The following is a 26856-nucleotide window of genomic DNA, read 5'->3' on the forward strand; positions in this document are numbered from 1 at the left end:
CTCCCTTCCTAATGTTCATCATTAAAATCATCTATTTCTAAATCACTCTGCAAATCATCTAAAGTAAGATCTTCATAATCTAAATCAAGATCTTCATCGCTGTCATTTTCACTATCATTGTTTTCTTCTTGCTCAGTATTATAGTCATCATTTTGTTCTTGAGGTAAATCAGTAGAATCTTCTTTTCCTTCAATATTTACATCTAGTTTTTCCATCTCTTCGTCCACAGACTCTTTAAGTTTGATTTCCTCTTTATTATCATTTAATACTTTTACATCCAAGCATAAAGCTTGAAGTTCCTTTATCAGAACCTTAAATGATTCTGGAATTCCCGGTTCTGGTATATTTTCACCTTTTACAATAGCTTCATAAGTTTTAACTCTTCCAACTACATCGTCTGACTTAACTGTCAATATTTCCTGAAGTGTATGAGCTGCTCCATATGCCTCTAATGCCCAAACTTCCATTTCACCAAATCTTTGGCCACCAAATTGAGCTTTACCACCCAATGGCTGTTGAGTTACTAACGAATATGGTCCTGTAGATCTTGCATGGATCTTATCGTCAACCAAATGTGCTAATTTTAAGATATACATATATCCTACAGTTACAGGCCTATTAAATTCTTCTCCTGTTCTACCATCATATAGTATTGTTTTTCCGTCTTCCCTATACCCTGCTTTTTTCAAGCATTCCAATATATCTTCTTCTGTGGCTCCATCAAATACTGGAGTCGCTACATGCCATCCTAATTTACTGGCAGCCCATCCTAAATGAACTTCTAATACCTGACCTATATTCATACGTGAAGGTACACCAAGTGGATTTAAGCATATCTGAAGAGGTCTTCCATCTGGTAGGAAAGGCATATCTTCCTCTGGTAGTACTCTAGAAATAACACCTTTATTTCCGTGTCTTCCTGCCATTTTATCTCCTACAGATATCTTTCTCTTCTGAGCTATATAACATCTAACTAATTTGTTAACTCCTGGTGAAAGCTCATCTCCATTTTCTCTTGTAAATACTTTTACATCTACAATTATGCCCGCTTCACCATGTGGTACTCTAAGGGACGTATCTCTAACTTCTCTGGCCTTTTCGCCAAATATTGCTCTTAAAAGCCTTTCTTCTGCTGTAAGTTCAGTTTCCCCCTTAGGTGTTACTTTACCTACTAATATATCTCCTGCTCTAACTTCTGCACCTATTCTTATAATTCCTCTTTCATCTATATCCTTTAATGCATCTTCTCCTACATTTGGTATATCTCTTGTAATTTCCTCTGGTCCTAATTTTGTATCTCTAGCCTCAGATTCGTATTCCTCTAGATGTATTGATGTAAATACATCTTTTTTTACTAACTCTTCAGATATAAGCATTGCGTCTTCATAATTATATCCTTCCCAAGTTGTAAATCCCATTCTAATATTTTTTCCAAGTGCTATTTCTCCAAGATCTGTAGAAGGTCCATCTGCTAAAACTGTTCCCTTTTTAACTACTTCCCCTTTTTCAACTATAGGTCTTTGATTGATGCATGTGCATTGGTTAGATCTCTGGAACTTAAGAAGTCTATAAATATCTGTTCCTCCATCTGAGTCTCTCTTAACCCTTACTTCGTTAGCACATACATAAGAGACAACGCCTGCATTTCTAGCTTTAGGAAGTACTCCTGAATCTACTGCAGCCTTGTATTCAATACCTGTTCCTACAATAGGTGCTTGTGGTTTCAAAAGTGGAACTGCCTGCCTTTGCATATTTGATCCCATAAGTGCACGGCTGGCATCATCATTTTCAAGGAATGGTATCATAGCTGTAGCTACAGAAACTAATTGCCTTGAAGACACATCCATATAATCAACGTCTTGACCAGGTACTACAATAACATCTTCTTTATCTCTAACTGTAATTTTATTATCTATAAAATTACCATTTTCATCAATAGGCTCGTTTGCCCTACCTATTAAATATTCATCTTCCTCGTCTGCTGTCATATATACAATTTCATTTGTAACTCTCTTATTTTCTTTATCTACTTTTCTATAAGGCGTTTCTATAAAGCCATATTGATTAACTCTTGCATATGTAGCTAGAGAGTTAATAAGTCCTATGTTAGGTCCTTCTGGCGTCTCTATTGGACACATTCTTCCATAATGTGAGTGATGAACATCCCTGACTTCAAATCCAGCTCTTTCTCTTGAAAGTCCGCCTGGTCCTAAAGCAGATAGTCTTCTCTTATGGGTAAGCTCTGACAATGGATTAGTTTGATCCATGAATTGAGAAAGTTGAGAACTTCCAAAAAACTCTTTTATAGACGCAGCTACTGGTCTTATATTTATAAGAGCTTGAGGTGTTATAACTTCCTGATCCTGTATGGTCATTCTTTCCTTAACCACTCTCTCCATTCTTGAGAGACCTATTCTAAATTGATTTTGAAGTAATTCACCAACAGATCTAAGTCTTCTATTTCCAAGATGGTCTATGTCATCAGTATGACCTACTCCATATGCTAATCCCAACTCATAGCTAATGGTAGCATACATATCATCTCTAACTATATGTTTTGGAATTAATTCATGGATGTTCTTTCTTATTTGTTCCTTAATACTTTCCTCATCACTATAATTATCTAAAATTTTCTTTAAAGTGGGATAATGAACACTTTCCTTTATATTTAAATCATCTATATCAAAGTCAATAAAACTACGTATGTCTACAAAGTTGTTACCTATAACTCTTAAAACTATATCTTCAATTTGGATATCTACTACATTTATTCCACACTGTTGGATTTCTACTGCCTTTTCTCTATTTATCTTTTCACCTTTTTGGATAAGAATTTCTCCTGTATCTGGATTAACTACATCCTGTGCTGCTATCTGATTAGCAATTCTTAGGTGTAATGATAACTTCTTATTGAATTTGTATCTTCCAACTCTTGAAAGATCATATCTTTTCGCATCAAAAAATAAAGATTCAATTAGTGATTGGGCACTATCCACTGTAGGAGGTTCTCCCGGTCGTAACCTTTTATATATTTCAAGCAAAGCCTCTTCATGAGTCTTTGTATTATCTTTTTCAATTGTGGCTTTTAGCCTTTCATCCTCTCCAAAGAAATTAGTAATTTCTGCGTCTGTACCATAACCCATGGCTCTAATAAGAATAGTTATGGGTAACTTTCTAGTTTTATCTATTCTAACGTATATTACATTGTTAGAGTCAGTTTCATATTCTAGCCAAGCTCCTCTATTAGGTATTACAGTTGAAGAAAAAAGATTTTTTCCTGTTTTATCAACTGAAAGATCATAATATACACCTGGTGATCTTACAAGTTGGCTAACTATAACTCTCTCTGCACCATTAATTATAAAGGTTCCTTGCTCCGTCATAAGAGGGAAATCTCCCATAAAAACTTCTTGCTCTTTAACTTCACCAGTTTCTTTGTTAATTAGCCTTACTTTTACTTTTAAAGGTGCTGCGTAAGTTGCATCTCTTTCTTTACATTCCTCTACAGAATATTTGATATTATCCATATCTAACTTATATCCTACAAATTCCAAATTAAGGTTAGCAGTATAATCTTGAATAGGATTAATATCATCAAATACCTCTTGTAATCCTTCTTTCAAAAACCAATTGTAGGAATCTAGCTGAACCTCAATTAAATTAGGCATGTGGCCTATTTCTTTAAGTCTGGAAAAGCTCATTCTTGTTCTTTTACCAACCTGGACAGGATGTACCATTGATTTTTCACCCCTTGCATAAACTAAAAATAACCAAAAACATTCACAATGTATATATATGTACTATATGGATGTTTATGGATTTATTAATTGCCATTGTAATAGTATAACCTATTTTTTTATAATTAATTCAATTTGTGTTAAATAATAAAGTATTTATGTTTTCTGCATAACTAATCAATGCAATTTATTATGTTATCATAATATCAAAAAATTGTCAACAATAAAATTTGTAAACTTATAATAAAAAACTATAAAAGGGGCACTTTAAATTAAAGTGCCCCTTTTATAAGCCTTATATTAATTTATTACTTTAATTCTATTTCAGCACCAATTTCTTCAAATTTAGCTTTCATAGCTTCAGCATCTTCCTTGCTTACAGCTTCTTTTAAAGTCTTAGGAGCTCCATCTACTAAAGCTTTAGCTTCTTTCAATCCTAATCCTGTTGCTTCTCTAACTGCTTTTATAACTTTTATCTTTTCTCCACCTGCAGCTTTAAGTACTACGTCAAATTCAGTTTTTTCTTCTGCTCCAGCTGCGGCTCCTGCTCCTGCAGCTCCTGCTACTGCTACTGGTGCTGCTGCACTTACTCCAAATTCTTCTTCACATGCTTTTACTAATTCATTTAATTCTAAAACACTCATCTCTTTTATTGCTTGAATGATTTCTTCTTTACTCATTAATGAACACCTCCAAAATTTCTCTCTTTAAATTATTAAGCTTCTTCTGATTTTTGTTTTTCTTCAATTGCATTTAATGCATATACAAAATTTGATAATGGAGCTTTGAAGCTTCCAAGTAATTTTGCAATAAGTACTTCTTTCGGTGGTACTGTAGCAAGTTCTTTAACTTTATTTTCATCAAAGATTTCGCCTTGAACAACTCCTGCTCTTAGTTCTAAAACCTTATGATCTTTTGAAAAATCATTAAGAATTCTTGCTGGTGCAGTTGGATCTTCATATCCAAATGCTATAGATATTGGACCTACAAAGTAATCTTCTAATTGGTCAAATCCCAATTCTTTAGCAGCTCTTAATGCTAAAGTATTTTTATAAACTTTATATTCTACACCTGCATCTCTTAATTCTTTTCTAAGTTTAGTATCCTCTTCTACAGTTAAGCCCTGATATTTAGCTAATATTACGCCCTGAGCTTTTTCCATTTTTTCCTTAATCTCTTGAACTCTAGCTTCTTTTTCTTCTCTATAATTCTTTTTCACTGTGTATCCACCTCCTTGCAGTCTAAACTACAATACATAATAAACACATATAAATTAAAAAGTCTCTCCATAGACACAGAGAGAGACCAACTATACTTTCTATTGGAATCCTTGATAGGTTGGTTACACCGTTATGCTATCGCACCTATTGTCTACGGAATATTTACATATTTAATTTTTTGCATTACATACAAGTTAATTTAATCTAAAACTTTTGTTGAATTTATCTTTATTCCTGGTCCCATAGTACTTGATATTACTACAGACTTCAAATATTGACCTTTAGATGCTGATGGTTTTGCTTTTACTATAGCTTCCATTAATGTATGAAAGTTATCTAATAATTTTTGTGATTCAAAAGATTTCTTTCCTATTGGAACATGAACTATACTAGTTTTATCTACTCTATATTCAACTTTACCAGCCTTAATCTCCTCTATTGCCTTTGCAACATCAAAAGTAACAGTACCAGATTTAGGGTTTGGCATTAATCCCTTAGGTCCAAGCACTCTTCCTAATTTTCCTACAACTCCCATCATATCTGGAGTTGCTACAACAACATCAAAATCGAACCAATTTTCTTTTTGAATCTTATCAACGTATTCTTGTGCGCCTACATAATCTGCTCCTGCTTCCTGAGCTTCTTTAACCTTAGCGCCTTTTGCAAATACAAGCACTTTAACTTTTTTTCCTGTTCCATGAGGAAGAACTACAGCTCCTCTAACTTGTTGATCTGCATGTCTTGGATCTACTCCAAGCTTTAATGCTAATTCTATTGTTTCATCAAACTTTGCTTTTGATGTTTTTAAGACAAGTTCTATAGCTTCTGATGGTTCATATAATGTACCTTTATCAATAAGCTTAGCGCTTTCTACATACTTTTTTCCCATGTCGAAATCCTCCCTTGTGGTTTTAACGGTTTATACCTCCCACTTATTTTGCTTAACTAGTCTTCTACAGTTATTCCCATACTTCTTGCAGTTCCTGCTATCATCTTCATAGCAGTTTCAACTGATGCAGCATTTAAATCTGGCATTTTTGTTTCAGCAATCTGTCTTACTTGCTCTTTAGTTACTTTAGCAACTTTAGTTTTATTTGGTACACCAGATCCACTTTCTATTCCTGCTGCTTTCTTTAGTAATACTGCTGCTGGAGGAGTCTTTAGTATAAAACTAAAAGATCTGTCCTGATATACAGTAATTACTACTGGAATTATAAATCCTGCCTGTTTAGCAGTCTTAGCATTAAATTCCTTACAAAAACCCATAATATTTACACCATGCTGTCCAAGTGCTGGTCCAACTGGTGGTGCTGGGCTTGCTTTTCCTGCAGGAAGTTGAAGTTTTATCATTCCTACTACTTTTTTAGCCATAATATACACCTCCTATATGTGGTTATGTATAAATACATCTCCCACTTACTATAAACTTTTGCTTTATGCATTATTCTATTTTTTCTATTTGATTAAAATCAAGTTCAACAGGAGTTTCCCTGCCAAACATGTTAACTAAAGCTTTAATTTTTCTTTTCTCAGTATTTATTTCCTGGATAACAGCTAAGAAGTTCTCTAACGGTCCCGATTTCACCTTTACATTTTCTCCTACTGATATATCTACATTTATTGGTTTTTCGCTAATTCCCATATCCTTTACTTCTTCATCAGTAAGTGGAACAGGTTTAGAACCAGGTCCAACAAAGCCTGTAACTCCTCTAGTATTTCTAACTATATACCAAGAATCATCAGTCATTATCATGTGTATTAAAACATACCCTGGAAATACTTTTTTTAAAGTTATTTTCTTTTTTCCATCTTTAATCTCAACTTGCTCTTCCATTGGAACCTGAACATCATCTATCCAATCATAAAGGTTCCTATTTTCTATAGTTTTTTCAAGATTAACTTTAACTTTATTTTCATAACCAGAATATGTATGAACTACATACCACTTAGCTTTATCTGACATAACTCTAGGGACAAAACTATTTCCTAGTCCCTACCTCCTTTTTATTTCATAATAATCTTAGCTAAAGAATTAAATCCAAAATCTATAACTCCAACAATCACCACATAAATAGCACAAAATACAACAACGGCAATTGTAGCTTTTTTTGTATGTTCTTTAGAGGCCCAAGTTATCCGTTTGAATTCTGATACTAGTCCTTTAAAAAAATTAAAGAACCCACCTTCAAGTGCTGTCTGCTTATCAACTTTTTTCATATCACCGTTTGCACCCATTTGCTCACATCCTCAAAACAATTTAATATGTGCCTCTACAATATTATCTAGTTTCTTTATGAACTGTGTGTTTATGACAAAAAGGACAATACTTTTTCATTTCTAATCTATCTGGATCATTTTTCTTGTTTTTCATTGTATTGTAATTTCTTTGTTTACAATCTGTACACGCTAGTATCACTTTTACTCTCATTACTCTCTAACCTCCTAATATAGCTCACAAACATAATCAATTAGAAATTTATTTTGAAAATCATGCATTACTTAACTAAATTATCACAACTTAGTTTTTATGTCAATGGCTTAAAATATAAACAGGTACTACCTAATTTTTTACTTTCAAAGGGACTGGATTTAGAAACCCAGTCCCTAAAATATTACTCAGTTATTGTAGTAACAACACCTGAACCAACTGTTCTTCCGCCTTCTCTTATTGCAAATCTTAATCCTTCATGCATTGCTACTGGTGTTATAAGTTCTACGTTCATGTCTATGTGGTCTCCTGGCATTACCATTTCTACTCCTTCTGGTAAAGCGATTGATCCTGTTACATCTGTTGTTCTGAAGTAAAATTGTGGTCTGTATCCATTGAAGAATGGTGTATGTCTTCCGCCTTCTTCTTTCTTAAGTACATATACCTGACCTACAAATTTCTTATGAGGATGTACTGTTCCTGGTTTTGCTAGTACTTGACCTCTTTCTACTTCGTCCCTCTGTATTCCTCTTAATAGTACTCCGATGTTATCTCCTGCCATTGCCTGGTCTAGAAGTTTTCTAAACATCTCTACTCCTGTACATGTTGTCTTCTTCTTTTCTTCCTTTAATCCTACTATCTCTAATTCGTCTCCGATTTTTAATACTCCACTTTCTACTCTTCCTGTTGCTACTGTTCCTCTTCCTGTTATTGTGAATACATCTTCTATTGGCATTAAGAAGTCTTTATCTGTTGGTCTTTCTGGTGTTGGTATATATTCATCTACTGCATCCATTAATTCATGTATGCATTTTGTTGTTTCTGGATCATCTGGGTTCTCTAATACCTTTAATGCACTTCCTACTATTATTGGTACGTCGTCTCCTGGGAATCCATACTCACTTAATAACTCTCTTACTTCCATCTCTACTAATTCTAGTAATTCTGGATCATCTACCTGGTCTGACTTATTTAAGAATACTACTATATACTGTACTCCTACTCTGCTTGCTAACAATATATGTTCTCTTGTCTGTGGCATTGGACCATCTGCTGCACTTACTACTAGGATTGCTCCATCCATCTGTGCTGCTCCTGTTATCATGTTCTTTACATAATCTGCATGTCCTGGACAGTCTACATGAGCATAGTGTCTCTTGTCTGTCTCATATTCTACATGTGCTGTATTTATTGTTATTCCTCTTTCTTTTTCTTCTGGTGCTTTATCTATTTCATCATACTTTGTTGCTGCTGCTTTTCCCTCTTTTGACAATACCATTGTTATTGCTGCTGTTAATGTTGTCTTACCATGGTCTACGTGTCCTATTGTTCCTATGTTTACATGTGGTTTGGTTCTTTCATATTTTTCTTTTGACATTACTCTTCCTCCTTGTTGGTTATACACATCTTATTTAAGTAAACTCATCCTGGTGTGTTGTAAAAACTTTATACATCATTATTGGAGCCCATGACCAGGATTGAACTGGTGACCTCCACCTTACCAAGGTGACGCTCTGCCTACTGAGCTACATGGGCAATTTCTCTTGGAGCGGGAAACGGGACTCGAACCCGCGACGGCCAACTTGGGAAGCTGGTGTTCTACCACTGAACTACTCCCGCCAATAAACTTCAATTAAATATCAAAAGTAACATATCAGTTATTAATTCTAATACAAGTATATTTTTTTGTCAATATACTATTTTTTATTTATGAATTAAACATTTTTCCAATTTTCTTTTAACTCTCTGTAAAGCATTATCTATAGACTTGGCATGTCTATCTAAATCACATGCAATTTCTTGATATGACTTTCCATCCACATAAGACATAAGTACTTCCATTTCTAAATTTGACAACACTTCTCCTATTTCACTTTGTATATGATTTAGCTCTTCCCTTCCAATTACAAGTTCTTCGGGATCTGCCACCTTAGTTTCAGACAAAACATCCAATAAAGTTCTATCTGATTCTTCATCATATATAGGCTTATTTAAAGATATATATGTATTTAATGGAATATGCTTCTGTCTAGTAGCAGTTTTTATAGCAGTTATTATTTGACGGGTCACGCAAAGTTCTGCAAAAGCTTTAAAAGATGATAACTTATCTGGTTTAAAATCTCTTATAGCCTTATATAAACCTATCATACCTTCTTGGTAGATATCCTCCTTATCCGCACCGATTAAAAAATATGACTTTGATTTTGATTTAACAAAATTTCCATATTTATTTATCAGGTACTCTTGAGCACTTACATCCCCTTTTTTTGCTTCAATAACTATTTCTTCATCTAATTTTTCTTCAAAGGGGGAAACTTTCCTAGCATTATAACTCCTATTATCCAAGATATCCCCTCCAACATAATTATAAACCACTGCTACAATTATACATTAAAAGTAAATTTATAGTCAATACATTTTAGTCACTTTTACGAATCTTTTCAAGTACTTCCAATACATCCTCTTTTATGCTATCCTCCAAAGTATTTCTTTGCTCGTGATATTTCTTTTCAATTTTACTTTTTATATGGTTCTCAACATTATTAACTTCATGATAAAATTCAATAGAAGACATTCTAACAGCGCCCCTTTGAAATGTTACTTGCTGTTCCAGCGAATCAGAAGTTACTACAAATACCTCATTTTTACGTCCTATATTGTTTACAGTTCTTTCTATAAAACTATCTGCCGTCTCATTCTCTTTAGTAAATACTACTACAACATTTTTATTAATTTTTTCTTTTTTTTCTAAGCTTCCCGATACCATATGGGCATCAAATACTATAAAAACTTTATAGCCCTTATATACCGAGTAATTGCTTAAAGTTTCTATAAGCGACTGTCTTGCGGTTTCAAGGCTATAATTTTTTATATTATTTAACTTAGGCCAACTATTTATAACATTATATCCATCTACAAAAATATTTCTCAACTTCTACCACATTTTATTCTTTGCTTTAATATTTCATACATCAATATGCCACCTGCCACAGAAGCATTTAAGGATGATACTCTTCCTACCATAGGTATCTTTACCAACACATCACATTTTTCTTTAGTCAATTTAGCTATTCCTCTTCCTTCACTTCCTATTATTAAAGCCGCAGGTCCCTTAAAATCGACATCAAAGCAATAATTTTCTCCACTCATATCAGCCCCATATACCCATATACCATCTTTCTTTAATTTTTCTATTGTAGTATTTAAATTTGTAACTTTACATATCTTCATATACTCTGCTGCTCCTACAGAGGATTTATATACTACAGGCGTAATTCCCACATTTCTTCTTTTAGGTATTATAATTCCATGAGCACCGCATATTTCAGCAGTTCTTATTATTGCACCAAAGTTATGGGGATCTTCTATTTCATCTAATACAATTATAAAAGGAGCTTCCTGTTTTTCTCTGGCGTATTCTAGTATATCCTCTACTTCACAGTATTTATAGGGAGTTATCTGTGCAATTACTCCTTGATGTGCTCCTGTTTGGGAAATTTTGTCTAACTTTTTTCTATCCACCTGTTTTACAACTATATGCTTCTCTTTAGCTTTAGCAAGTATTATATTTATAGAACCTGACATATTTCCCTCTGCAAGAAAAATCTGTTCTATAGTTGTATTACTTGATTTTAAAGCTTCAATAACTGCATTTCTGCCTTCAATTAAATCCTCTCTAAACTCAGTTTTATCTGTCAAGTTCGTTGATTTTTTATACTTATTTTTCATAATCCTACCCTTTATACCTCAATTTCTTATTTACTTTTTTCGTCTACCTTATATTTCTTTCGTATCTCTTATAATTTTCCACAAGTCATTTCCCTTCCGAGCAATATCCATTTACACAGGAAGGTCCGCAGTTCATAAACAAAGTTCTTGGCATCAGATGGAGTTTTGACTCCACCTGATGCTTAGGAATCGTTATCCAGGGACGTAGCTACTCTTTAATCCCACTTGGAGAAAAGCAGATATCCCAAATCTTTGATTTGGTGATAGTCGCTTTCACAGAGTGCGTGGGATTATTAGAGCAGGTAGTCATCGGATAAACAAATTAGGCGTATATTCAATTAGCTTAACCTTTAATGCCAATTAAAATCCCCCTTTATTCTTCAAGTTTATTATAAACCTAAATAAATAATTTAATCTATCTCGGTTACCTATTAAATATAAAAAGCCAATTAATGTTTCAAATCCAGTTGCAAATCTATACTCCTGTACATCTGCATTTTTAGGAACTGTCCCTGACTTAGCGTTTCGTCCTTTTTTAAAAAAATACATTTCTCTATCAGATAACTCTTGTTCCAGTTTTTTTATAACTTCACTTTGAGAATGTGCCTTTACAAATTTTATAGCTTCCACATGCAAATTGTGTACAGACATATTTCTGTGTTCACTGGCTAAGTAAGTTCTTACAAACACCTCATATACAGCATCTCCAATAAACGCAAGTGCAAGGGGACTCATCTGTCTTACCTCTGCTTCACTCATTCTTATCTCTAACAAATCATTTTCCATCTTTATCCCCCGTTAAATTATAATCTCTATACTCTTTTCCATCTTACTCCTTCTGGTGTATCTTCTAATACTATTCCCTGCGCCTTCAAATCATCCCTTATTTTATCGGAAAGTGCCCAGTTTTTTTCACTTCTAGCTATTTGTCTCTTCTCTATTAAAGCTTCAATTTCTTTTTCAATGCTTCCTCGTTTAGATTGCTGTAGTATTCCAAGTGGAGCTCCCAGTTCCCTTATTAAATTGAGCGAATCCCTAATTACTTCCACAGAGGAATCCTTATTTATGCTTATATTTATATCCTTTACCAGGTCAAAAATTACAGATATAGCATCTGCTGTATTAAAGTCATCATCCATCTTTTCAATGTATCTTTGCTTGTACTTACCTAATTTATTTCTATACTCTTTTTCATTTTCTGAAATTGGTATGTCTTCTTTATTATCTAAAAGATTTTCTAAATTTGTTATTGAATTGTACAATCTATCTAACGCTGATTTTGTAGAATCTAAAAGTTCCATACTAAAATTTATTTGAGTTCTATAATGACCTGATAGCATAAACATTCTTATTACGTCCGGTTCATACTTTTCCAGAATTTCCCTTACAGTAAAAAAGTTGTTTAATGATTTTGACATCTTTTGGTTATTTACATTTACAAAAGCAGAATGCATCCAATACCTAGCAAATGTTTTACCGGTCCTACCTTCACTTTGAGCTATTTCATTCTCATGATGGGGAAACATTAAATCAGACCCTCCTGCATGTATGTCTATAGTTTCTCCTAGTAAATCATGCGCCATACAAGAACATTCTATATGCCATCCCGGTCTTCCCATTCCCCAAGGGCTTTCCCATGCAGGTTCACCAGGTTTTTGCCCCTTCCAAACTGCAAAATCCATAGGATCTTTTTTTCTCTCATCAACATCTATCCTAGCTCCTGCTCTAAGATCATCTATATTTTGTCCGGAAAGTTTTCCATAATTGCTAAATTTTTTTGTACTAAAATAGACATCCCCATCTATCTCATAGGCATAGTCTCTATCTATTAAATCTCCTATAAATTCAATTATTTTTGTTATGTATAAAGTAGCTCTAGGATTTACAGTAGCTCTTTTTATATGCAAGGCATCCGCATCCTTATAATACTCTTTTATAAACTTATCTCCCAGTTCTTTTACAGTTATATGCTCATCTTGTGCTTTTTTTATCATCTTATCATCAATATCCGTAAAATTTTGCACGAATCTTACTTTATATCCCTTGTACTCTAAATACCGTCTAACCGTATCAAACACAACAAAAGTTCTTGCATTGCCTATATGAAAAAAATTATATACTGTAGGGCCACATACATACATTTTTACTTCATCGGAATCCAATGGAACGAATTCTTCCTTTTCCCTGGTTATTGTATTAAAAATTTTCATGATATTTTGGCCTCCTTGTTTAGTTTCTCTATTTATATAAGCTAAATTAAAAATATAAATAAAGTTTTTTACACCAAATAAAATTCTTAGAATTTCTCATCTGCAATAGATAGCTATTGGATAAAATTTTTACTCTAATTTCGATTTAAATTCCCTAAATATTTTATCACATTATTATAACTTATTTAAGTGCTATTAATATTTTTATCCCTATTGCTTTAGATAAGGAAGACCTATAAGTATCCATAACATCATGGAAACTTATAGGTCTTTAACTTACTTTAATATTTTTCAACTATACTTTCAGCTATATTTAAATCTTCTGGTGTGGTCACTTTTATGTTTTCATAGTTACCTTCATACAAATAAACCTTATTTCCATAACGCTCTACTACCATAGTATCATCAGTAACACACATTTTTTCATTCATTAATTTTTTATGACAGTCATAAATTAAATCATATTTAAAACACTGCGGAGTTTGAACTGCAAATAAACTTTTTCTCTCTAATGTAGAAGAAGAAAATCCACTTTCTTCCCTAACTTTTAGTGTATCCTTAGGCCTAACTCCACAAGCACAAGCCCCATACCTATTAGAATATTTTATTCCATCATCAATAATTTTACTAGTGACAAAAGGTCTAGCCCCATCGTGAATTAGAACAACACTACAGTTTTCTTTTTCTAAAACTTCTAGTCCATTAAATACCGAATCCTGACGTTCTTTACCCCCAGCAACTAATTTAATTACCTTCTGAAACCCATATTTATCTACTACTTCTCTTTTACAATATTCTATCTCAGTTTCTGCACATACCAGTATAATTCCATCTATAAGAGGATTTATGGAAAATGCCCTTATGGAATAATATAATATAGGCTTACCCTTAATTTTAATAAATTGCTTATTAATAGTAGTTCCCATTCTTTTTCCCTTGCCGGCAGCTACAATAATAGCATAATTACCATTCATAAGCTATAGATCCCCTTTTTGTCTTGCAAATATCATTCTCCCTGCTGCTGTTTGCAGAACAGAAGTTACTACCACACCTTTTGTATCTCCTATATACTTTTTTCCACCTTCTACAACTATCATTGTTCCATCATCTAAATATGCAATACCCTGTCCTGATTCTTTTCCGTCCTTAATTATTTGCACATTCATTTCTTCTCCTGGAAGTACAACAGGTTTAACCGCATTAGCAAGTTCATTTATATTAAGTACTGGTACTCCTTGGAACTCTGCAACTTTATTTAAATTATAGTCATTAGTCACTACTTTTCCATCTAAAACTTGTGATAGTTTTAAAAGCTTGGCATCTACTTCCGGTATGTTTGGAAAATCTTTTTCATATATCTGAACATCAATATTTAACTCTTTCTGTATCTTATTTAATATATCTAATCCTCTTCTTCCCCTAGTTCTTTTCAATCCATCCGAAGAATCAGCTATATGTCTTAATTCTGCTAGTACAAAGTTTGGAATTACAAGTGGTCCCTCTATAAATCCAGTTTGGCATATATCAAATATTCTTCCATCTATTATTACAGAAGTATCTAAAACCTTAGGATAACCTTTATGTGCATGTTGGTGCTCCCCTTTAGATTTTTTTTCTCTAGTTCCCTGAAGTCTTTTAGTTGCTACACTAGTTGCTATATTAGAAAACATGGACATTAATTCTTCCCTTTTTCGTATAGCAATATTTGCGCCTAATGCAGCCATAAGTATAGCTACTATTACTGCAAGTACAGTCCCCACAACTGGTATCTTTTCCAACAAGTTAAGAAATACTGCTGATATTAGAAGTCCTATTAATGCTCCCAAAACACCTAATAATATTTCTACTGCAGGAAGTTTTTGAAGGCTCTTTTCGATATAATCCATAGTTTTCATAATAATTGAATTAATCCACGGTGATATTAAAAATAACATGATTCCAAAAAACAAAGTTAATATAGATAAAAATAAAAATTGTTTAACTGGACTATTGGCTAGATAAAACATTTTAGCAAAATAGTCAGAACTTAACGCACTCTTTCCTAACAAATATCCTAATATTAAGCCTATTATTGTAAAAAGTCCTCTCAGTATTTTTTTTAACAATAGACTCACCTCCCCTACATTGATGTTTTTTCATTACACTTACTATATATTAATAAACTAGATTTTTCAATAAAACCAAATTTATTTAATAAATTATTTACTTTACGTCCTTAATTTAACAACCTCCTTTTAGATAATTATACCAAAAAATAAAATTTATAAACATTTTTGTCCATTATTTCACATGACAATCCCCCTATTCATAAATTTATTCTTGGTTTATTATATATGCATAGAGCAATTTTACTTAGTACTAACTAAAGTTTACAAATAATATCCTAAATATATAAGGAGTTGAACTTGATGAAAGATATAATTTTTGATAATTTTCAAAACGCAGTAAGTGAATCTTTATTAAGGCATAAGAGTATTTTAGATATAATTACGAAACTTCAGGAGTCAAATGCTAGAATAAATAGAGCTGTTGCAAAATCTATTACTAATTGCGGATGTATAGAAGTTTGTGGTAAGAAACAACATATTCCATCCGAAGATAATACTTTGGATATTGAATCCCTAAGATCTTGCTTAAGTACACATGTAAAAGGTAAGCTATGTGACAACTGTAGAGATGTAATACAAAACGAAATAGGAAATAATTTATTTTATCTTACTTGTTTATGTAATACGCTGGATATAAATCTATATGACATACTTTTAAAAGAGTATGACAAAATAAATACCCTAGGTAAGTATTCTTTCAGATAATTTCTAGCACAAAATAATACCAGTCATATTATTTTGTGCTTAAAACTTATTGTCTATCATGATTTGTTCTCTAAGCCTTCTCAATCCATTCTTTATAGCTCTGGCCCTAGCTTCTCCTATTCCTTCAACTCTATCAAGCTGCTCATAAGATGCTTCCATAACACCTTTAAGCTCCTTAAAATTTTTCACTAAATTTTCTATTACATTAGTTGGTATTCTAGGAATTTTATTTAACATTCTGTATCCTCTTGGTGATATCAATGTATCAACTAGAGGAACTCCTGCATATCCTAAAGATTTAGAAATACAATCAAGATTGAATAGTTCACTTGAACTTATTTCTTGAAGTTGCTTATATATTTCATCATAATCCATACCACTTTGACAATAGTCTCTTATCATAAATATTCCGTCTCTCTCAACGCTTTTAATTAATTCATTTAATTGCATTGAAATTAATCTTCCTTCATTGCCAAGTTCACATATGTATCTTTCAATCTCTGATACTATTCTCATTACCATTTCAGTTCTTTGGATAGCCGTCATTACGTCAAATAATGTTACTATATCTTGAAACTCTAAAATATTAAGATTGTTAACAACGCCATCAAGTACAGAGACGTACTTTTCTAAAGTTTGTAGTGCTTGATTAGCCCTTCCAAGCATAACACTACTATCCTGTAATACATATTTAATGTATCCTTTATATACGGTTATGACATTTCTCCTTTGAGAAATAGCAATAACTATAGCCCCTGTTTGTTTAGCCACTCTATCTGCAGTTCTATGCCTTGTTCCAGTTTCAAAAGTTGGAATAGATGAATCTGGAATAAGTTGAGTATTTGCATATAATATTCTCTTTAAATCACTGCTCAATATTATAGCACCATCCATTTTTGCAAGCTCATATATATAAGAAGAACTGTACTCAGAATTAATGGTAAATCCACCGTCTACCACTTTCATTATCTGTTCACTATCTCCTAAAACTACAAGTCCACCGGTTTTAGCTCTCAAAATATTTCTAAGACCTTCCCTAAGTTGAGTACCTGGTGCTAAAAGTTTTAATATACTTTTAAGTTCTTTATCTTTTTCTAATCTCAAAATCATCACCCTAATTAAAAAACTTTATTTAATGCCTCCTTTAGGGAGGATACACCTATAACATTTATATCTTTAGAATTTACCTTTTCCTTATTTCTATCTGGTATTATTATATTCCTAAATCCCATTTTTTTTGCTTCATTTACTATTCTATCACAAAATGATACTGGTCTAACTTCACTTGTAAGTCCAACTTCACCTACTGCTAAAAGATTATCTAGTCCAATTTCCCTAGATTTAGCACTAGATATAAGTGCAAGTGCAAGCCCTAAATCTCCGAAAGTTCCTTCTATCTTAAGTCCCCCCACTACATTTACATAAACATCACAATTATAAAATGTAATTCTAAGTTTTTTCTCAAGTACCGCTAAAATTAAATTTAATCTAGAAATATCTACTCCGACGGCTGTTCTTCTTGGCATAACTGCTTTAGTTTCGCTAACCAACGCTTGTATTTCTACTAGTATAGGTCTTCTTCCTTCCATTATACCAATAATTACAGAACCTTCTTTTTGAAATTCTCTATCTTCTAAAAATGCTGCAGAAGGATTTAATATTTCTTTAAGTCCGCTTCCTGCCATTTCAAATACACCAATTTCACTGGTAGTACCAAAACGATTTTTTACAGTTCTTAAAATTCTTAGCTCTCCAGTTCTTTCTCCTTCAAAAGACAGTACAGTATCCACCATGTGCTCTAGTACCCTAGGTCCTGCTAGCTCACCCTGTTTTGTAACATGTGCCACTATAAAAAAAGATATATTATTAGACTTCCCTATACGCATAATATCGTTAGAAGTTTCCCTTACTTGAGACACACTACCCGGTGCTGAGCTAATAGATTCTTTAAATAAAGTCTGAATAGAATCCACTACTACAAATACGGGTTTAGTCTGTTCTATATGAACCTTTATTTTATCAATATTAACTTCTGAAACTATATAAAGATCATTAGACAAAGAATCAAGTCTATCTCCCCTCATCTTTATCTGTTCTTCTGACTCTTCTCCTGAGACATACAGCACTTTCCCATATTTTTCAGCAATATTGCTGGCTGTCTGTAAAAGCAGAGTTGATTTTCCAATACCAGGAGCCCCGGATATAAGTGTTATTGAACCTTTTACAATACCTCCTCCAAGAACTCTATTCAATTCCATTATACCAGTATCTAGCCTTTCGTATTCACCAGATTTTATATTATTTATACTTTTTGGCGTGCTGCTAAATTTCATATTAGAAAATGTTACTTCCTGAGGTGACTTAATCTCTTCTATCATGCAGTTCCATTTATTACAGTTAGGACATTTACCAAGCCACTTTGGGGATTCATATCCACATTCCTGGCATACAAAAACCGTTTTTTTCTTTACCATTGAATCATCTCTTCCTGTATAAATCGATAAAAATAGCTAAATTTATATAAAAATTAAACTTTATACTGTAAAAAGTATAAAGTTTAATTTTATGTGAGTCAATCATTAATTGACTTTATTAAATAATAATTCTCCTTTTTCTACAACTACTTTAACTTTATCTCCTTTTTTAACATTACCTCTAAGCATTTCTTCAGAAAGTTTATCTTCTACAGTTTTTGTAATTGCTCTTCTAAGCGGTCTTGCACCATAAGTTAAATCAAAGCCTTCTTTTGCCAAAAGCTCCTGCGCTTTATCTGTAAATCCAATTTCTATTTCCTGATCTTTAAGCCTTGAGGAAACATCTTTTAACATGAGTTTTACTATTTGTTTTAAATCTTCCTCTTCTAACTGGTGGAAGACTATAATATCATCTATTCTGTTTAAAAACTCAGGTCTAAAAGAATTTTTAAGTTCCTCCATTATATTATCTTTCATCTTTTCATATTGACTTTCCTTGTCATCACCTTTAGTAGCAGTAAATCCCATAGACTTTTGTTTTCTAATGGTAGCTGCTCCTACATTAGAAGTCATTATTATTATGGTATTTTTAAAGTTTATTGTTTTTCCTTTTCCATCGGTTAATCTTCCATCTTCAAGTATTTGAAGTAATATATTAAATACTTCTGGGTGTGCTTTTTCTATTTCATCAAACAGTACTACTGAATAAGGATTTCTTCTTACTTTTTCAGTAAGCTGTCCTCCTTCATCATAGCCTACATACCCTGGAGGCGATCCTATAAGTCTAGATACTGTATGCTTTTCCATATATTCCGACATATCAATTCTTATCATATTGTTTTCGTCGCCAAACATAGCCTCTGCCAAAGCTTTTGACAACTCAGTTTTTCCAACACCTGTAGGCCCCAAAAATATAAATGAACCTATAGGTCTCTTTGGATCTTTAAGCCCAACTCTAGCCCTTCTTACTGCCTTAGAAATGGATTTAACTGCTTCATCTTGACCTACTACTCTCTTATGAAGAATTTCCTCTAGTTTGAGCAATCTCTCTGATTCTTTTTCAGTTAACTTCTCTACAGGTATATTGGTCCACTGAGATACCACTGATGCAATTTGGTCTTCTCCTACCGTAAGTGTTGATACTTCTTTTTTAGTCTTCCAGTTAGTTTTTAATCCTTCTAACTTATTTTTTAATTCCTTTTCTTTATCCCTTAAACTAGCAGCTTTTTCAAAATCCTGTACTCTAATAGAATCCTCTTTTTCCTTAGTTGCCTTTTCTAATTCTTCTTCTAAATTTTTTAAATCTGGTGGGGCAATTAAATTTTGTATTCTAACTTTAGCAGCTGCTTCATCTATAAGATCAATTGCCTTATCAGGTAAATATCTATCTGTAATATATCTATCTGATAAATTTACTGCTGCATCTATAGCTTCATCTATTATTTTTACTCTATGATGAGCCTCATATTTATCTCTAAGACCTTTTAATATTAAAACTGCCTCCTCTTTAGTAGGTTCTCCTACTATTATAGGCTGAAATCTTCTTTCAAGTGCAGCATCCTTTTCAATGTATTTTCTATATTCATCTATAGTAGTGGCTCCTATGCATTGTATTTCTCCTCTAGCTAAAGCTGGTTTTAATATATTAGATGCATCTATAGCACCTTCTGCTGCTCCCGCTCCTATTATAGTATGAATTTCATCTATGAATAATATTACATTACCTGATTTTCTTATCTCTTCCATAACTTTTTTAAGTCTTTCTTCAAATTCTCCTCTATATTTTGATCCCGCTATCATTGAAGAAAGATCTAATGTTACTACTCTTTTTCCCCTTAAAAGTTCAGGTATATTACACGATACTATCTTTTCTGCCAATCCTTCTGCAATTGCAGTTTTACCTACACCAGGGTCTCCTATTAGACAAGGATTATTCTTAGTTCTTCTACTTAGTATTTCCAAAACCCTCTGAGTTTCTTTATCTCTTCCTATAACAGGGTCCAACTTTCCCTCTTTTGCCATGTCTGTTAAGTCTCTTCCAAACTGATCTAAAGTTGGGGTTGGCTCTCCATTTTCTTTCTTAGTACTGTTTGAATTCATTGATGATTGCTCTCCCGAAAGTGAATCCACAAGTTCCTTCCTCAGCTTATTAAAATCTACTCCCAAATTATTTAAAATAGTAAACGCAACTCCCTCTGCTTCTCTTATAAGTGCAAGTAGGATATGCTCTGGACTTATATAGTTATGGTTTAGATTTCTGGCTTCAAACAAACTTAGCTCTAAAAGCCTTTTTGTCCTTGGAGTAAGAGGGATTTCCTTATTGTACAAATTTATTTCTCCCCTACCCTCATATTCTTCTATAAAATTTCTTACTGTTTCAATGTTTACATTCATATCACTTAAAAGATTCCTGGATATTCCTTCTTCTTTTAATATTCCCAAAAGTATATGTTCTGTACCTACATATCCATGTTGAAGTGCTTGTGCTTCTTCTTGAGCATAAACTAATACTTTTTGTGCTCTTTCCGTAAATCTTCCAAACATCATAGTATATTTCACCATCCTTCTTATTGAACTTTATCAATATTTAATTTTTCTTTTACAATTTTTGCCCTATTAAGATTCATTTCAATGGCTGATAAAATTTTCTCATTTCCATCTTGTATTGTAGCAGGCTGTGTACTTACTAAAAGATTATTCAAAGTTGCCTTGCTTATATTCTTAATTATTCCCATTTCAACGCCTAATCTTACATCAGACAAAAGTTTGAAACATTCATTTACATTTAAAATCACTGCTGATTTTAATATACCCAATGCTCTGTAAATTTTATCTTCTACCTCATATTTAAATTTTTTCATAAGATTTTCTCTAGAAGCCTTTTCTTCATTTGTTACCTGAACAACTACAGCTTTTAAATTGCTCAGTATTTCCTCTTCGCTTCTACCTAAAGTAACCTGATTGGAAATTTGATATATATTCCCTATGGCCTTTGAACCTTCACCATACAATCCTCTAACAGTCATTCCAACTTGAGATAATGCATTTAAAAATCCATTCATCTGATTGTTTAAAGAAAGTGCTGGCAAATGCAGCATAACAGAAGCTCTAAGTCCCGTTCCTATATTAGTAGGACATGCTGTAAGATAACCTAACTTTTCATCAAATGCATACTTTAAATTTCCTTCCAATAAATCATCTATTTTATCACTTACATTATACACTTCTTCTAAATTTAACCCTGCTGTTATACATTGAATTCTAATATGATCTTCTTCATTTATCATAATACTTATAGTCTGCTGATTATCTATTATAAAAGCAGATTTGTGGCTGTTATCTATCAAATTTTTACTTATAAGGTGCTTTTCCAGATAATTTCGCTTCTCATTATCAGTTTCTTCCCACAAATAATTAGTCTTAAATGTGTCCTTATTACTAGAAGGTGTATAAAAAGCATTCTCTACTAGTTTGATTACCTCTTTGCTTTTTTCTTCATTTAATTTATGTGGAAATGGAACTTCAGCCAAATTTCTAGCTAATCTTATCCTACTACTTATTACCAAACCGCCGTTGCTGTCATCACAAGTAGTCGTCCAATTATTCAAAGTTAACCCTCCTTCCTATTTTCGTTGCTCACATGAACTTGTTTCTCAATTTCTTTTATAGCATCTCTTATAGTTGCTGCTTTTTCATACTCCTCTAAGGATACTGCCTTTTGAAGATCTGACTTTAACTTCAAAAGCTTATTTCTTTCAATAATACTTTTTCCTTGATTTTTAGGTATTTTACCTGTATGGCCTAAATTTGCTTGAACCCTCTTAATTACAGGTCCTAAAATATTACTAAAATTTTTATAGCACTCACTGCATCCTAAAAGACCTGTTTTTTTAAATTCACTATAAGATGTACCACAAGTTTTACAAGATATATCAAAGGTTTTATGTTCTTCATTATTGCCACTTGTCATATAATCCATAATTCCACTTAAAATATTTTGAAATCCAAATGGAGAAACAAAGTCTATTTGAGGTACAAAATTAAGTTCTCCCTTTTCCATAGCACATTTTTCACATAAATTAATATCCTGCTTGGAACCATTTATTATTTTTGTTATATGAACTGTAGCCTCATTCTTCTTACATATATCACAAATCATATCATCACTCCTATGCATATATGATTAACATTTAATGTAATTTAATACAATAAATATTATATCATATATTTATCTATCTATTCATACCAAATTTAGGGCTTCTAAATATAACTACTATAATTGATTTTAATATATCTGCCCTCAATTTATTTTTATTATTCAATGCAATATTTAGTGTCCTATCATTTATTATAGTCTTTAATATTATGTTTTCTCTTTCCGTTATAACTTGCTCTTCAAGTAGCGTTTCTATAAGCTGTGCAGCAGTATTGTATGTTATGGTATCCCCTATTTTTTCTATTATACTTTTAAGTAAATTCTCATTACAGTCAAATTCTACTTTTCGTATAATTATACATCCGCCGCCGCCCCTCTTGCTTTCTATGTAGTAACCTTTATCCATAGTAAATCTAGTAGTCAATACATAATTTATCTGGGAGGGCGCACAGCTAAAATAATTAGCTAGTTCGTTTCTTCCAATTTGAAGTTTAGTCTCCTCACTATTATTAAGCATTTCTTTTATAAAGTCTTCTATTATATCTGATAATCTTGCCAATTTACCACCTTCTTGACTTTGACTTTCTTTGACCTTAAATTAATAATATTATTAATTTAGGTTTTATTCAACTTCTATATTTCACTAAATATATTTGTTTTATACATAAATACTAAGTTCAAATACTATTTTCTCCATTTTTCTAATACATACTTCTAATACATACTATTGTATACTGTTTATATGTGTTAAATAAGAATAGTCACCCTGTAGAATAATTTAATCCTCATTCTTAAATGCTTTTATACAATACTTTCCTCCATCACAGGGCCTATTTGGATTAACAGTAAAATACTTATTTTTTAACATATTGCATACTATCTCTACATTTTCATTTTCATTGCTATCTACAACTATAGTTAATTTATCATTTTTATTTACTATTGCTATATAATCATATATACTACTATAATCCTCTAAAGTAATTTTACCTTTTATGCTCATTTTATATTCAGACATATAATCTCTCCTTAATTGAAAAGTTCATCTAATGATTAATAAAATTATTATTCATTGTAGTGAATTAAAATATACACAATATTTAGTTTTAAAAAGCCTCAATAGAATTATATTCTATTGAGGCTGAAATTTATTCTTGCCTAACTTTTATTTTATTTTTGCTTTCTATTATCTTATTTGCTTGAACGTCTGGGACTTCTTCATATCTTTCAAATTTCATATTGAAACTTCCTCTAGCTTGAGTCATGGACCTTAAATCTGTAGCATATTTAAACATTTCTGCTTCAGGTACTTCAGCTATTATTATCTGATTCTTGCCGGAAGTTTCCATTCCCAGTACTCTACCTCTTCGTTTATTTATATTCCCAATTATATCTCCCATATACTCTTCAGGGACACATACTTCTACATGTAAAATTGGTTCTAATAATACAGGATCAGCTTCTAAAATTCCTTTCTTATAGGCTAAAGATGCTGCTACCTTAAAAGCCATTTCTGAAGAGTCTACTGGATGATATGATCCATCATGTAATGTAGCTTTTATCCTTATTATAGGGTATCCAGCTAAAACCCCATGACTAATACATTCTCTAAGCCCTTTTTCAACTGCCGGTATATACTGTCTTGGAACTACTCCCCCTACTACTTTATCCACAAATTCTAAATCATCTTCATTATCATTTCTTGGCTCAAACTTGATTTTTACATCTCCATACTGTCCATGTCCTCCTGATTGCTTTTTGTGTTTGCCCTGTACATCTGAGGTTTTCCTTATTGTTTCTCTATAATGTACTTTTGGTTCTCTCAGAATAACATCCGTCCCAAATTTAGACTTTAATTTAGATGATATCACGTCAATATGAACTTCACCCTGTCCAGAAATTATAGTCTCTGCATTTTCTATATCTCTAGATATCTTAAAAGTAGGATCTTCCTCTAACAATTTACTTAATCCATTAAATATTTTATCCTCATCATTTTTAGATTTAGGTAGCATGGCCATAGAAATTACTGGTTCTGGAAATTCAATATCTTTAAATACGACCAAAGACGATGGATCACATAAGGTATCCCCTGTGCTGGTAAATTGTAGTTTAGCAACAGCACCCAAATCTCCAGCTCCTATTTCCGATACAGGTATCTGCTGTTTTCCCTTTAAAAAATATAAGGTTCCTATTTTTTCACTTTTATCTTTTTTTACATTATATACTGTCATATCTGATTTAAGCTTACCAGTCATAACTCTAAATAGAGATAACTTACCTACAAAAGGGTCAGCTATAGTTTTAAAAATAAAAGCTGAAAATGGACTTTTTTCATCTACTTTGACTACAACCTGTGATTTTTGTTCTAAATTAACATCAATTACCTCTGAAGTTTCAGGAGATGGGAAACATTGGATTATATCTTCTAATAAAGTATCTATTCCTATCCCATTTACAGCAGATCCGCACATTACAGGTGCAATTTCACCTCTTGAACAGCCTCTTACTAATCCTTTGTAAATGTCCTCATCACTTAAAGTACCCTCACTAAAATATTTATCTAAAAGTTCCTCATCTGTTTCTGCCACAGCTTCCATAACCATATCTCTACATTTTGTGATTTTATCCAAAATATCTTTTGGTATAGTAGTTTCCTCTGCTATGTTCTTATTATTCATTATTTTAGCTTTTCCTGAAATAACGTTTACAATTCCTTTAAAATTATTTTCCGTTCCTATAGGATATTGAATTGGTACTACAGACATACCAAACTTTTCTTTTAATTCTGCCAATGTTTTATCAAAATTTGAATTTTCTCTATCCAACTTATTTATATAAAAAGCTCTAGGAAGTTTACTTTTATTGACACCACTCCAAGATTTCTCAGCTCCCACTTGAATTCCAGATACACTTGATAAAACAATTATAGCTACATCAATTGCCCTCAGTCCTTCCATAGTCTCTCCTATAAAGTCAAAATATCCTGGCATATCAACTAAATTTATCTTTGTATTTTTCCATTCACAAGAAGCTAAAGATGAAGCTATGGATATTTTTCTCTTTTTTTCTTCAATATCGTAATCACTAACAGTACTTCCATCTTCAATTCTTCCAAACCTATCAATAACTTTTGTGTAATAAAGTATTGCTTCTGTTAATGTAGTTTTACCAGAACCGCTATGTCCAATAAATCCTACATTTCTTAAATTATTTACTGAATATTTTTTCATAAGCAATCCCTCCCCTTACTTTTCGATTAATTATATATTCTATTTGCTAATTAAAATTCCTCCTACAATTAATTAAATTTTCAAAATAATTTTACTTTTATATTATTATCTATGAAAACAAGTACCTAAAATATGCACTTCATAAAAAATAAACCAAAGGTGAGCTACCTTTGGTTTATTTTTACTAATCTATTTTAATTAAATAAATTCAAAAAATAAAAATGGCTCCGTGGAGAGGGCTCGAACCTCCAACCCTTCGGTTAACAGCCGAATGCTCAACCATTGAGCTACCACGGAACAATCTATGCAGTGTATTTCTTTAAAAAACGAGTAACAAAATGTTACTCGTTTTGGTGGAGATAAAGAGATTCGAACTCTTGACCCTCTGCGTGCAAGGCAGATGCTCTCCCAGCTGAGCTATACCCCCGCATGGTGGACCTTCAGGGACTCGAACCCCGGACCCACCGGTTATGAGCCGGTTGCTCTAACCAACTGAGCTAAAGATCCTTATTACCTGGCAGCGACCTATTCTCCCACAGAGCCTCCCCTGCAGTACCATCGGCACCCTGAAGCTTAACCTTCCTGTTCGGTATGGAAAGGGGTGTTACCTTCACGTCATTACCACCAGATATTTTCTTATTACAGTTTTATATTATACAGTGCTTTTAAACAACTGTCAATACTAAACATGAATTTAACTATAAAAATTTTATAGTTAAAGAAGAACTTTGTCCTCTCAAAATTGCACAGTAAACTTTTTTTCTTTCGTTTTTATTTGGTCAAGCCCTCGACCTATTAGTATCAGTCAGCTTAACAGGTTGCCCTGCTTACACCTCTGACCTATCTCCTCGTGTTC

At 32.5% G+C, this 26856-nt stretch carries 25 protein-coding genes, 5 tRNA genes, 1 rRNA gene and 1 other annotated feature; of the genes, 1 reads left to right on the forward strand and 30 read right to left on the reverse strand.

Annotation, left to right across the window (positions count from 1 at the left end):
• Window positions 1–8: 8 nt before the first annotated feature.
• From rpoB to CLCOS_RS11100, 18 genes are all read right to left on the reverse strand, one after another.
• Window positions 9–3737: a DNA-directed RNA polymerase subunit beta gene (gene rpoB / locus CLCOS_RS11015; protein ID WP_013240699.1), complete on the reverse strand. Its 3729-nt coding sequence runs from the start codon at window positions 3735–3737 to the stop codon at window positions 9–11.
• A gap of 308 nt (window positions 3738–4045) precedes the next feature.
• Window positions 4046–4417: a 50S ribosomal protein L7/L12 gene (gene rplL, locus CLCOS_RS11020; RefSeq protein WP_013240700.1), complete on the reverse strand. Its 372-nt coding sequence runs from the start codon at window positions 4415–4417 to the stop codon at window positions 4046–4048.
• Between the two features lie 35 nt (window positions 4418–4452).
• Window positions 4453–4956 (reverse strand): 50S ribosomal protein L10, encoded by a 504-nt coding sequence (gene rplJ / locus CLCOS_RS11025; RefSeq protein WP_082848491.1) that lies wholly within the window; start codon window positions 4954–4956, stop codon window positions 4453–4455.
• A 47-nt stretch (window positions 4957–5003) separates the two neighbouring features.
• Window positions 5004–5132: a sequence feature (ribosomal protein L10 leader region), on the reverse strand.
• A 24-nt stretch (window positions 5133–5156) separates the two neighbouring features.
• Entirely contained in the window at window positions 5157–5846 is a 690-nt protein-coding gene (gene rplA / locus CLCOS_RS11030) for a 50S ribosomal protein L1 (protein ID WP_063599796.1), read from the reverse strand.
• 56 nt (window positions 5847–5902) lie between these two features.
• The gene (rplK, locus tag CLCOS_RS11035; RefSeq protein ID WP_013240703.1) at window positions 5903–6328 is read right to left on the reverse strand and encodes a 50S ribosomal protein L11; all 426 of its coding nucleotides are present in this window, start codon (window positions 6326–6328) and stop codon (window positions 5903–5905) included.
• 70 nt (window positions 6329–6398) lie between these two features.
• Window positions 6399–6920: a transcription termination/antitermination protein NusG gene (nusG, locus tag CLCOS_RS11040; RefSeq protein ID WP_063555939.1), complete on the reverse strand. Its 522-nt coding sequence runs from the start codon at window positions 6918–6920 to the stop codon at window positions 6399–6401.
• Window positions 6921–6961: 41 nt separating this feature from the next.
• Window positions 6962–7192: a preprotein translocase subunit SecE gene (secE, locus tag CLCOS_RS11045; RefSeq protein ID WP_153042929.1), complete on the reverse strand. Its 231-nt coding sequence runs from the start codon at window positions 7190–7192 to the stop codon at window positions 6962–6964.
• A gap of 43 nt (window positions 7193–7235) precedes the next feature.
• Window positions 7236–7385: a 50S ribosomal protein L33 gene (rpmG, locus tag CLCOS_RS11050; protein ID WP_013240706.1), complete on the reverse strand. Its 150-nt coding sequence runs from the start codon at window positions 7383–7385 to the stop codon at window positions 7236–7238.
• A 184-nt stretch (window positions 7386–7569) separates the two neighbouring features.
• The gene (gene tuf / locus CLCOS_RS11055) at window positions 7570–8763 is read right to left on the reverse strand and encodes an elongation factor Tu (protein ID WP_013240693.1); all 1194 of its coding nucleotides are present in this window, start codon (window positions 8761–8763) and stop codon (window positions 7570–7572) included.
• A gap of 82 nt (window positions 8764–8845) precedes the next feature.
• Window positions 8846–8921, reverse strand: a tRNA-Thr gene (locus tag CLCOS_RS11060).
• A gap of 9 nt (window positions 8922–8930) precedes the next feature.
• Window positions 8931–9005, reverse strand: a tRNA-Gly gene (locus tag CLCOS_RS11065).
• An 84-nt stretch (window positions 9006–9089) separates the two neighbouring features.
• Window positions 9090–9731: an RNA polymerase sporulation sigma factor SigH gene (gene sigH / locus CLCOS_RS11070; RefSeq protein WP_013240707.1), complete on the reverse strand. Its 642-nt coding sequence runs from the start codon at window positions 9729–9731 to the stop codon at window positions 9090–9092.
• A gap of 73 nt (window positions 9732–9804) precedes the next feature.
• Window positions 9805–10317 (reverse strand): NYN domain-containing protein, encoded by a 513-nt coding sequence (locus CLCOS_RS11075; RefSeq protein ID WP_063599795.1) that lies wholly within the window; start codon window positions 10315–10317, stop codon window positions 9805–9807.
• The gene (rlmB, locus tag CLCOS_RS11080; protein ID WP_063599794.1) at window positions 10314–11114 is read right to left on the reverse strand and encodes a 23S rRNA (guanosine(2251)-2'-O)-methyltransferase RlmB; all 801 of its coding nucleotides are present in this window, start codon (window positions 11112–11114) and stop codon (window positions 10314–10316) included. Before rlmB ends, CLCOS_RS11075 begins: the two co-directional genes overlap by 4 nt.
• A 360-nt stretch (window positions 11115–11474) precedes the next feature.
• Window positions 11475–11900 carry a Mini-ribonuclease 3 gene (locus CLCOS_RS11085; protein ID WP_013240710.1) on the reverse strand — a complete coding sequence of 142 codons (426 nt, stop codon included), beginning with the start codon at window positions 11898–11900 and terminating at the stop codon, window positions 11475–11477.
• Window positions 11901–11926: 26 nt separating this feature from the next.
• The gene (cysS, locus tag CLCOS_RS11090; RefSeq protein WP_063599793.1) at window positions 11927–13324 is read right to left on the reverse strand and encodes a cysteine--tRNA ligase; all 1398 of its coding nucleotides are present in this window, start codon (window positions 13322–13324) and stop codon (window positions 11927–11929) included.
• Window positions 13325–13605: 281 nt separating this feature from the next.
• Window positions 13606–14298, reverse strand: a complete 693-nt coding sequence (ispD, locus tag CLCOS_RS11095; protein ID WP_063599792.1) for a 2-C-methyl-D-erythritol 4-phosphate cytidylyltransferase — start codon at window positions 14296–14298, stop codon at window positions 13606–13608.
• Between the two features lie 3 nt (window positions 14299–14301).
• The gene (locus tag CLCOS_RS11100; protein WP_063599791.1) at window positions 14302–15429 is read right to left on the reverse strand and encodes a PIN/TRAM domain-containing protein; all 1128 of its coding nucleotides are present in this window, start codon (window positions 15427–15429) and stop codon (window positions 14302–14304) included.
• Between the two features lie 303 nt (window positions 15430–15732).
• Here CLCOS_RS11100 and CLCOS_RS11105 point away from each other — a divergent pair, with 303 nt between their 5' ends.
• Window positions 15733–16137, forward strand: a complete 405-nt coding sequence (locus tag CLCOS_RS11105; RefSeq protein ID WP_013240714.1) for a hypothetical protein — start codon at window positions 15733–15735, stop codon at window positions 16135–16137.
• A gap of 39 nt (window positions 16138–16176) precedes the next feature.
• On the opposite strand, the gene disA is transcribed toward CLCOS_RS11105, so the two are convergent.
• From disA to rrf, 12 genes are all read right to left on the reverse strand, one after another.
• The gene (gene disA / locus CLCOS_RS11110) at window positions 16177–17241 is read right to left on the reverse strand and encodes a DNA integrity scanning diadenylate cyclase DisA (RefSeq protein WP_013240715.1); all 1065 of its coding nucleotides are present in this window, start codon (window positions 17239–17241) and stop codon (window positions 16177–16179) included.
• A gap of 14 nt (window positions 17242–17255) precedes the next feature.
• A complete protein-coding gene (gene radA, locus CLCOS_RS11115) occupies window positions 17256–18611 on the reverse strand; it encodes a DNA repair protein RadA (protein ID WP_063599790.1) in 1356 nt (451 codons plus the stop codon).
• Window positions 18612–18716: 105 nt separating this feature from the next.
• Entirely contained in the window at window positions 18717–21158 is a 2442-nt protein-coding gene (locus CLCOS_RS11120; RefSeq protein WP_063599789.1) for an ATP-dependent Clp protease ATP-binding subunit, read from the reverse strand.
• A 20-nt stretch (window positions 21159–21178) separates the two neighbouring features.
• Window positions 21179–22219 carry a protein arginine kinase gene (locus CLCOS_RS11125; protein WP_063599788.1) on the reverse strand — a complete coding sequence of 347 codons (1041 nt, stop codon included), beginning with the start codon at window positions 22217–22219 and terminating at the stop codon, window positions 21179–21181.
• A gap of 2 nt (window positions 22220–22221) precedes the next feature.
• A complete protein-coding gene (locus CLCOS_RS11130; protein WP_013240719.1) occupies window positions 22222–22770 on the reverse strand; it encodes a UvrB/UvrC motif-containing protein in 549 nt (182 codons plus the stop codon).
• A 73-nt stretch (window positions 22771–22843) separates the two neighbouring features.
• Window positions 22844–23326 (reverse strand): CtsR family transcriptional regulator, encoded by a 483-nt coding sequence (locus tag CLCOS_RS11135; RefSeq protein WP_013240720.1) that lies wholly within the window; start codon window positions 23324–23326, stop codon window positions 22844–22846.
• A gap of 219 nt (window positions 23327–23545) precedes the next feature.
• Complete coding sequence (locus CLCOS_RS11140) at window positions 23546–23785, reverse strand: hypothetical protein (RefSeq protein ID WP_013240721.1); 240 nt, start codon at window positions 23783–23785, stop codon at window positions 23546–23548.
• A gap of 130 nt (window positions 23786–23915) precedes the next feature.
• Entirely contained in the window at window positions 23916–26000 is a 2085-nt protein-coding gene (gene fusA / locus CLCOS_RS11145; RefSeq protein ID WP_063599787.1) for an elongation factor G, read from the reverse strand.
• A gap of 222 nt (window positions 26001–26222) precedes the next feature.
• Window positions 26223–26297 (reverse strand) — tRNA-Asn (locus CLCOS_RS11150).
• Between the two features lie 54 nt (window positions 26298–26351).
• Window positions 26352–26427 (reverse strand) — tRNA-Ala (locus CLCOS_RS11155).
• A 3-nt stretch (window positions 26428–26430) separates the two neighbouring features.
• Window positions 26431–26507: transfer RNA gene (locus CLCOS_RS11160), tRNA-Ile, on the reverse strand.
• Between the two features lie 5 nt (window positions 26508–26512).
• A 5S ribosomal RNA gene (gene rrf / locus CLCOS_RS11165) occupies window positions 26513–26629 on the reverse strand.
• Between the last annotated feature and the right edge of the window lie 227 nt (window positions 26630–26856).

This window comes from Clostridium coskatii (genome assembly GCF_001675205.1).
Taxonomy (GTDB): Bacteria; Bacillota; Clostridia; order Clostridiales; family Clostridiaceae; genus Clostridium_B; species Clostridium_B ljungdahlii.

Bases quoted from the DNA above. Each gene is read 5' to 3' on its own strand.
- rpoB (WP_013240699.1), bottom strand. From the start codon at position 3,737: ATGGTACATCCTGTCCAGGTTGGTAAAAGAACAAGAATGAGCTTTTCC.
- rplL (WP_013240700.1), bottom strand. From the start codon at position 4,417: ATGAGTAAAGAAGAAATCATTCAAGCAATAAAAGAGATGAGTGTTTTA.
- rplA (WP_063599796.1), bottom strand. From the start codon at position 5,846: ATGGGAAAAAAGTATGTAGAAAGCGCTAAGCTTATTGATAAAGGTACA.
- rplK (WP_013240703.1), bottom strand. From the start codon at position 6,328: ATGGCTAAAAAAGTAGTAGGAATGATAAAACTTCAACTTCCTGCAGGA.
- nusG (WP_063555939.1), bottom strand. From the start codon at position 6,920: ATGTCAGATAAAGCTAAGTGGTATGTAGTTCATACATATTCTGGTTAT.
- secE (WP_153042929.1), bottom strand. From the start codon at position 7,192: ATGGGTGCAAACGGTGATATGAAAAAAGTTGATAAGCAGACAGCACTT.
- rpmG (WP_013240706.1), bottom strand. From the start codon at position 7,385: ATGAGAGTAAAAGTGATACTAGCGTGTACAGATTGTAAACAAAGAAAT.
- tuf (WP_013240693.1), bottom strand. From the start codon at position 8,763: ATGTCAAAAGAAAAATATGAAAGAACCAAACCACATGTAAACATAGGA.
- rlmB (WP_063599794.1), bottom strand. From the start codon at position 11,114: ATGAAAAATAAGTATAAAAAATCAACGAACTTGACAGATAAAACTGAG.
- CLCOS_RS11085 (WP_013240710.1), bottom strand. From the start codon at position 11,900: ATGGAAAATGATTTGTTAGAGATAAGAATGAGTGAAGCAGAGGTAAGA.
- cysS (WP_063599793.1), bottom strand. From the start codon at position 13,324: ATGAAAATTTTTAATACAATAACCAGGGAAAAGGAAGAATTCGTTCCA.
- ispD (WP_063599792.1), bottom strand. From the start codon at position 14,298: ATGAATGGTAATTATGCTATTATTGTAGCTGCCGGCAAGGGAAAAAGA.
- CLCOS_RS11105 (WP_013240714.1), top strand. From the start codon at position 15,733: ATGAAAGATATAATTTTTGATAATTTTCAAAACGCAGTAAGTGAATCT.
- radA (WP_063599790.1), bottom strand. From the start codon at position 18,611: ATGGTAAAGAAAAAAACGGTTTTTGTATGCCAGGAATGTGGATATGAA.
- CLCOS_RS11120 (WP_063599789.1), bottom strand. From the start codon at position 21,158: ATGATGTTTGGAAGATTTACGGAAAGAGCACAAAAAGTATTAGTTTAT.
- CLCOS_RS11130 (WP_013240719.1), bottom strand. From the start codon at position 22,770: ATGATTTGTGATATATGTAAGAAGAATGAGGCTACAGTTCATATAACA.
- CLCOS_RS11140 (WP_013240721.1), bottom strand. From the start codon at position 23,785: ATGTCTGAATATAAAATGAGCATAAAAGGTAAAATTACTTTAGAGGAT.
- fusA (WP_063599787.1), bottom strand. From the start codon at position 26,000: ATGAAAAAATATTCAGTAAATAATTTAAGAAATGTAGGATTTATTGGA.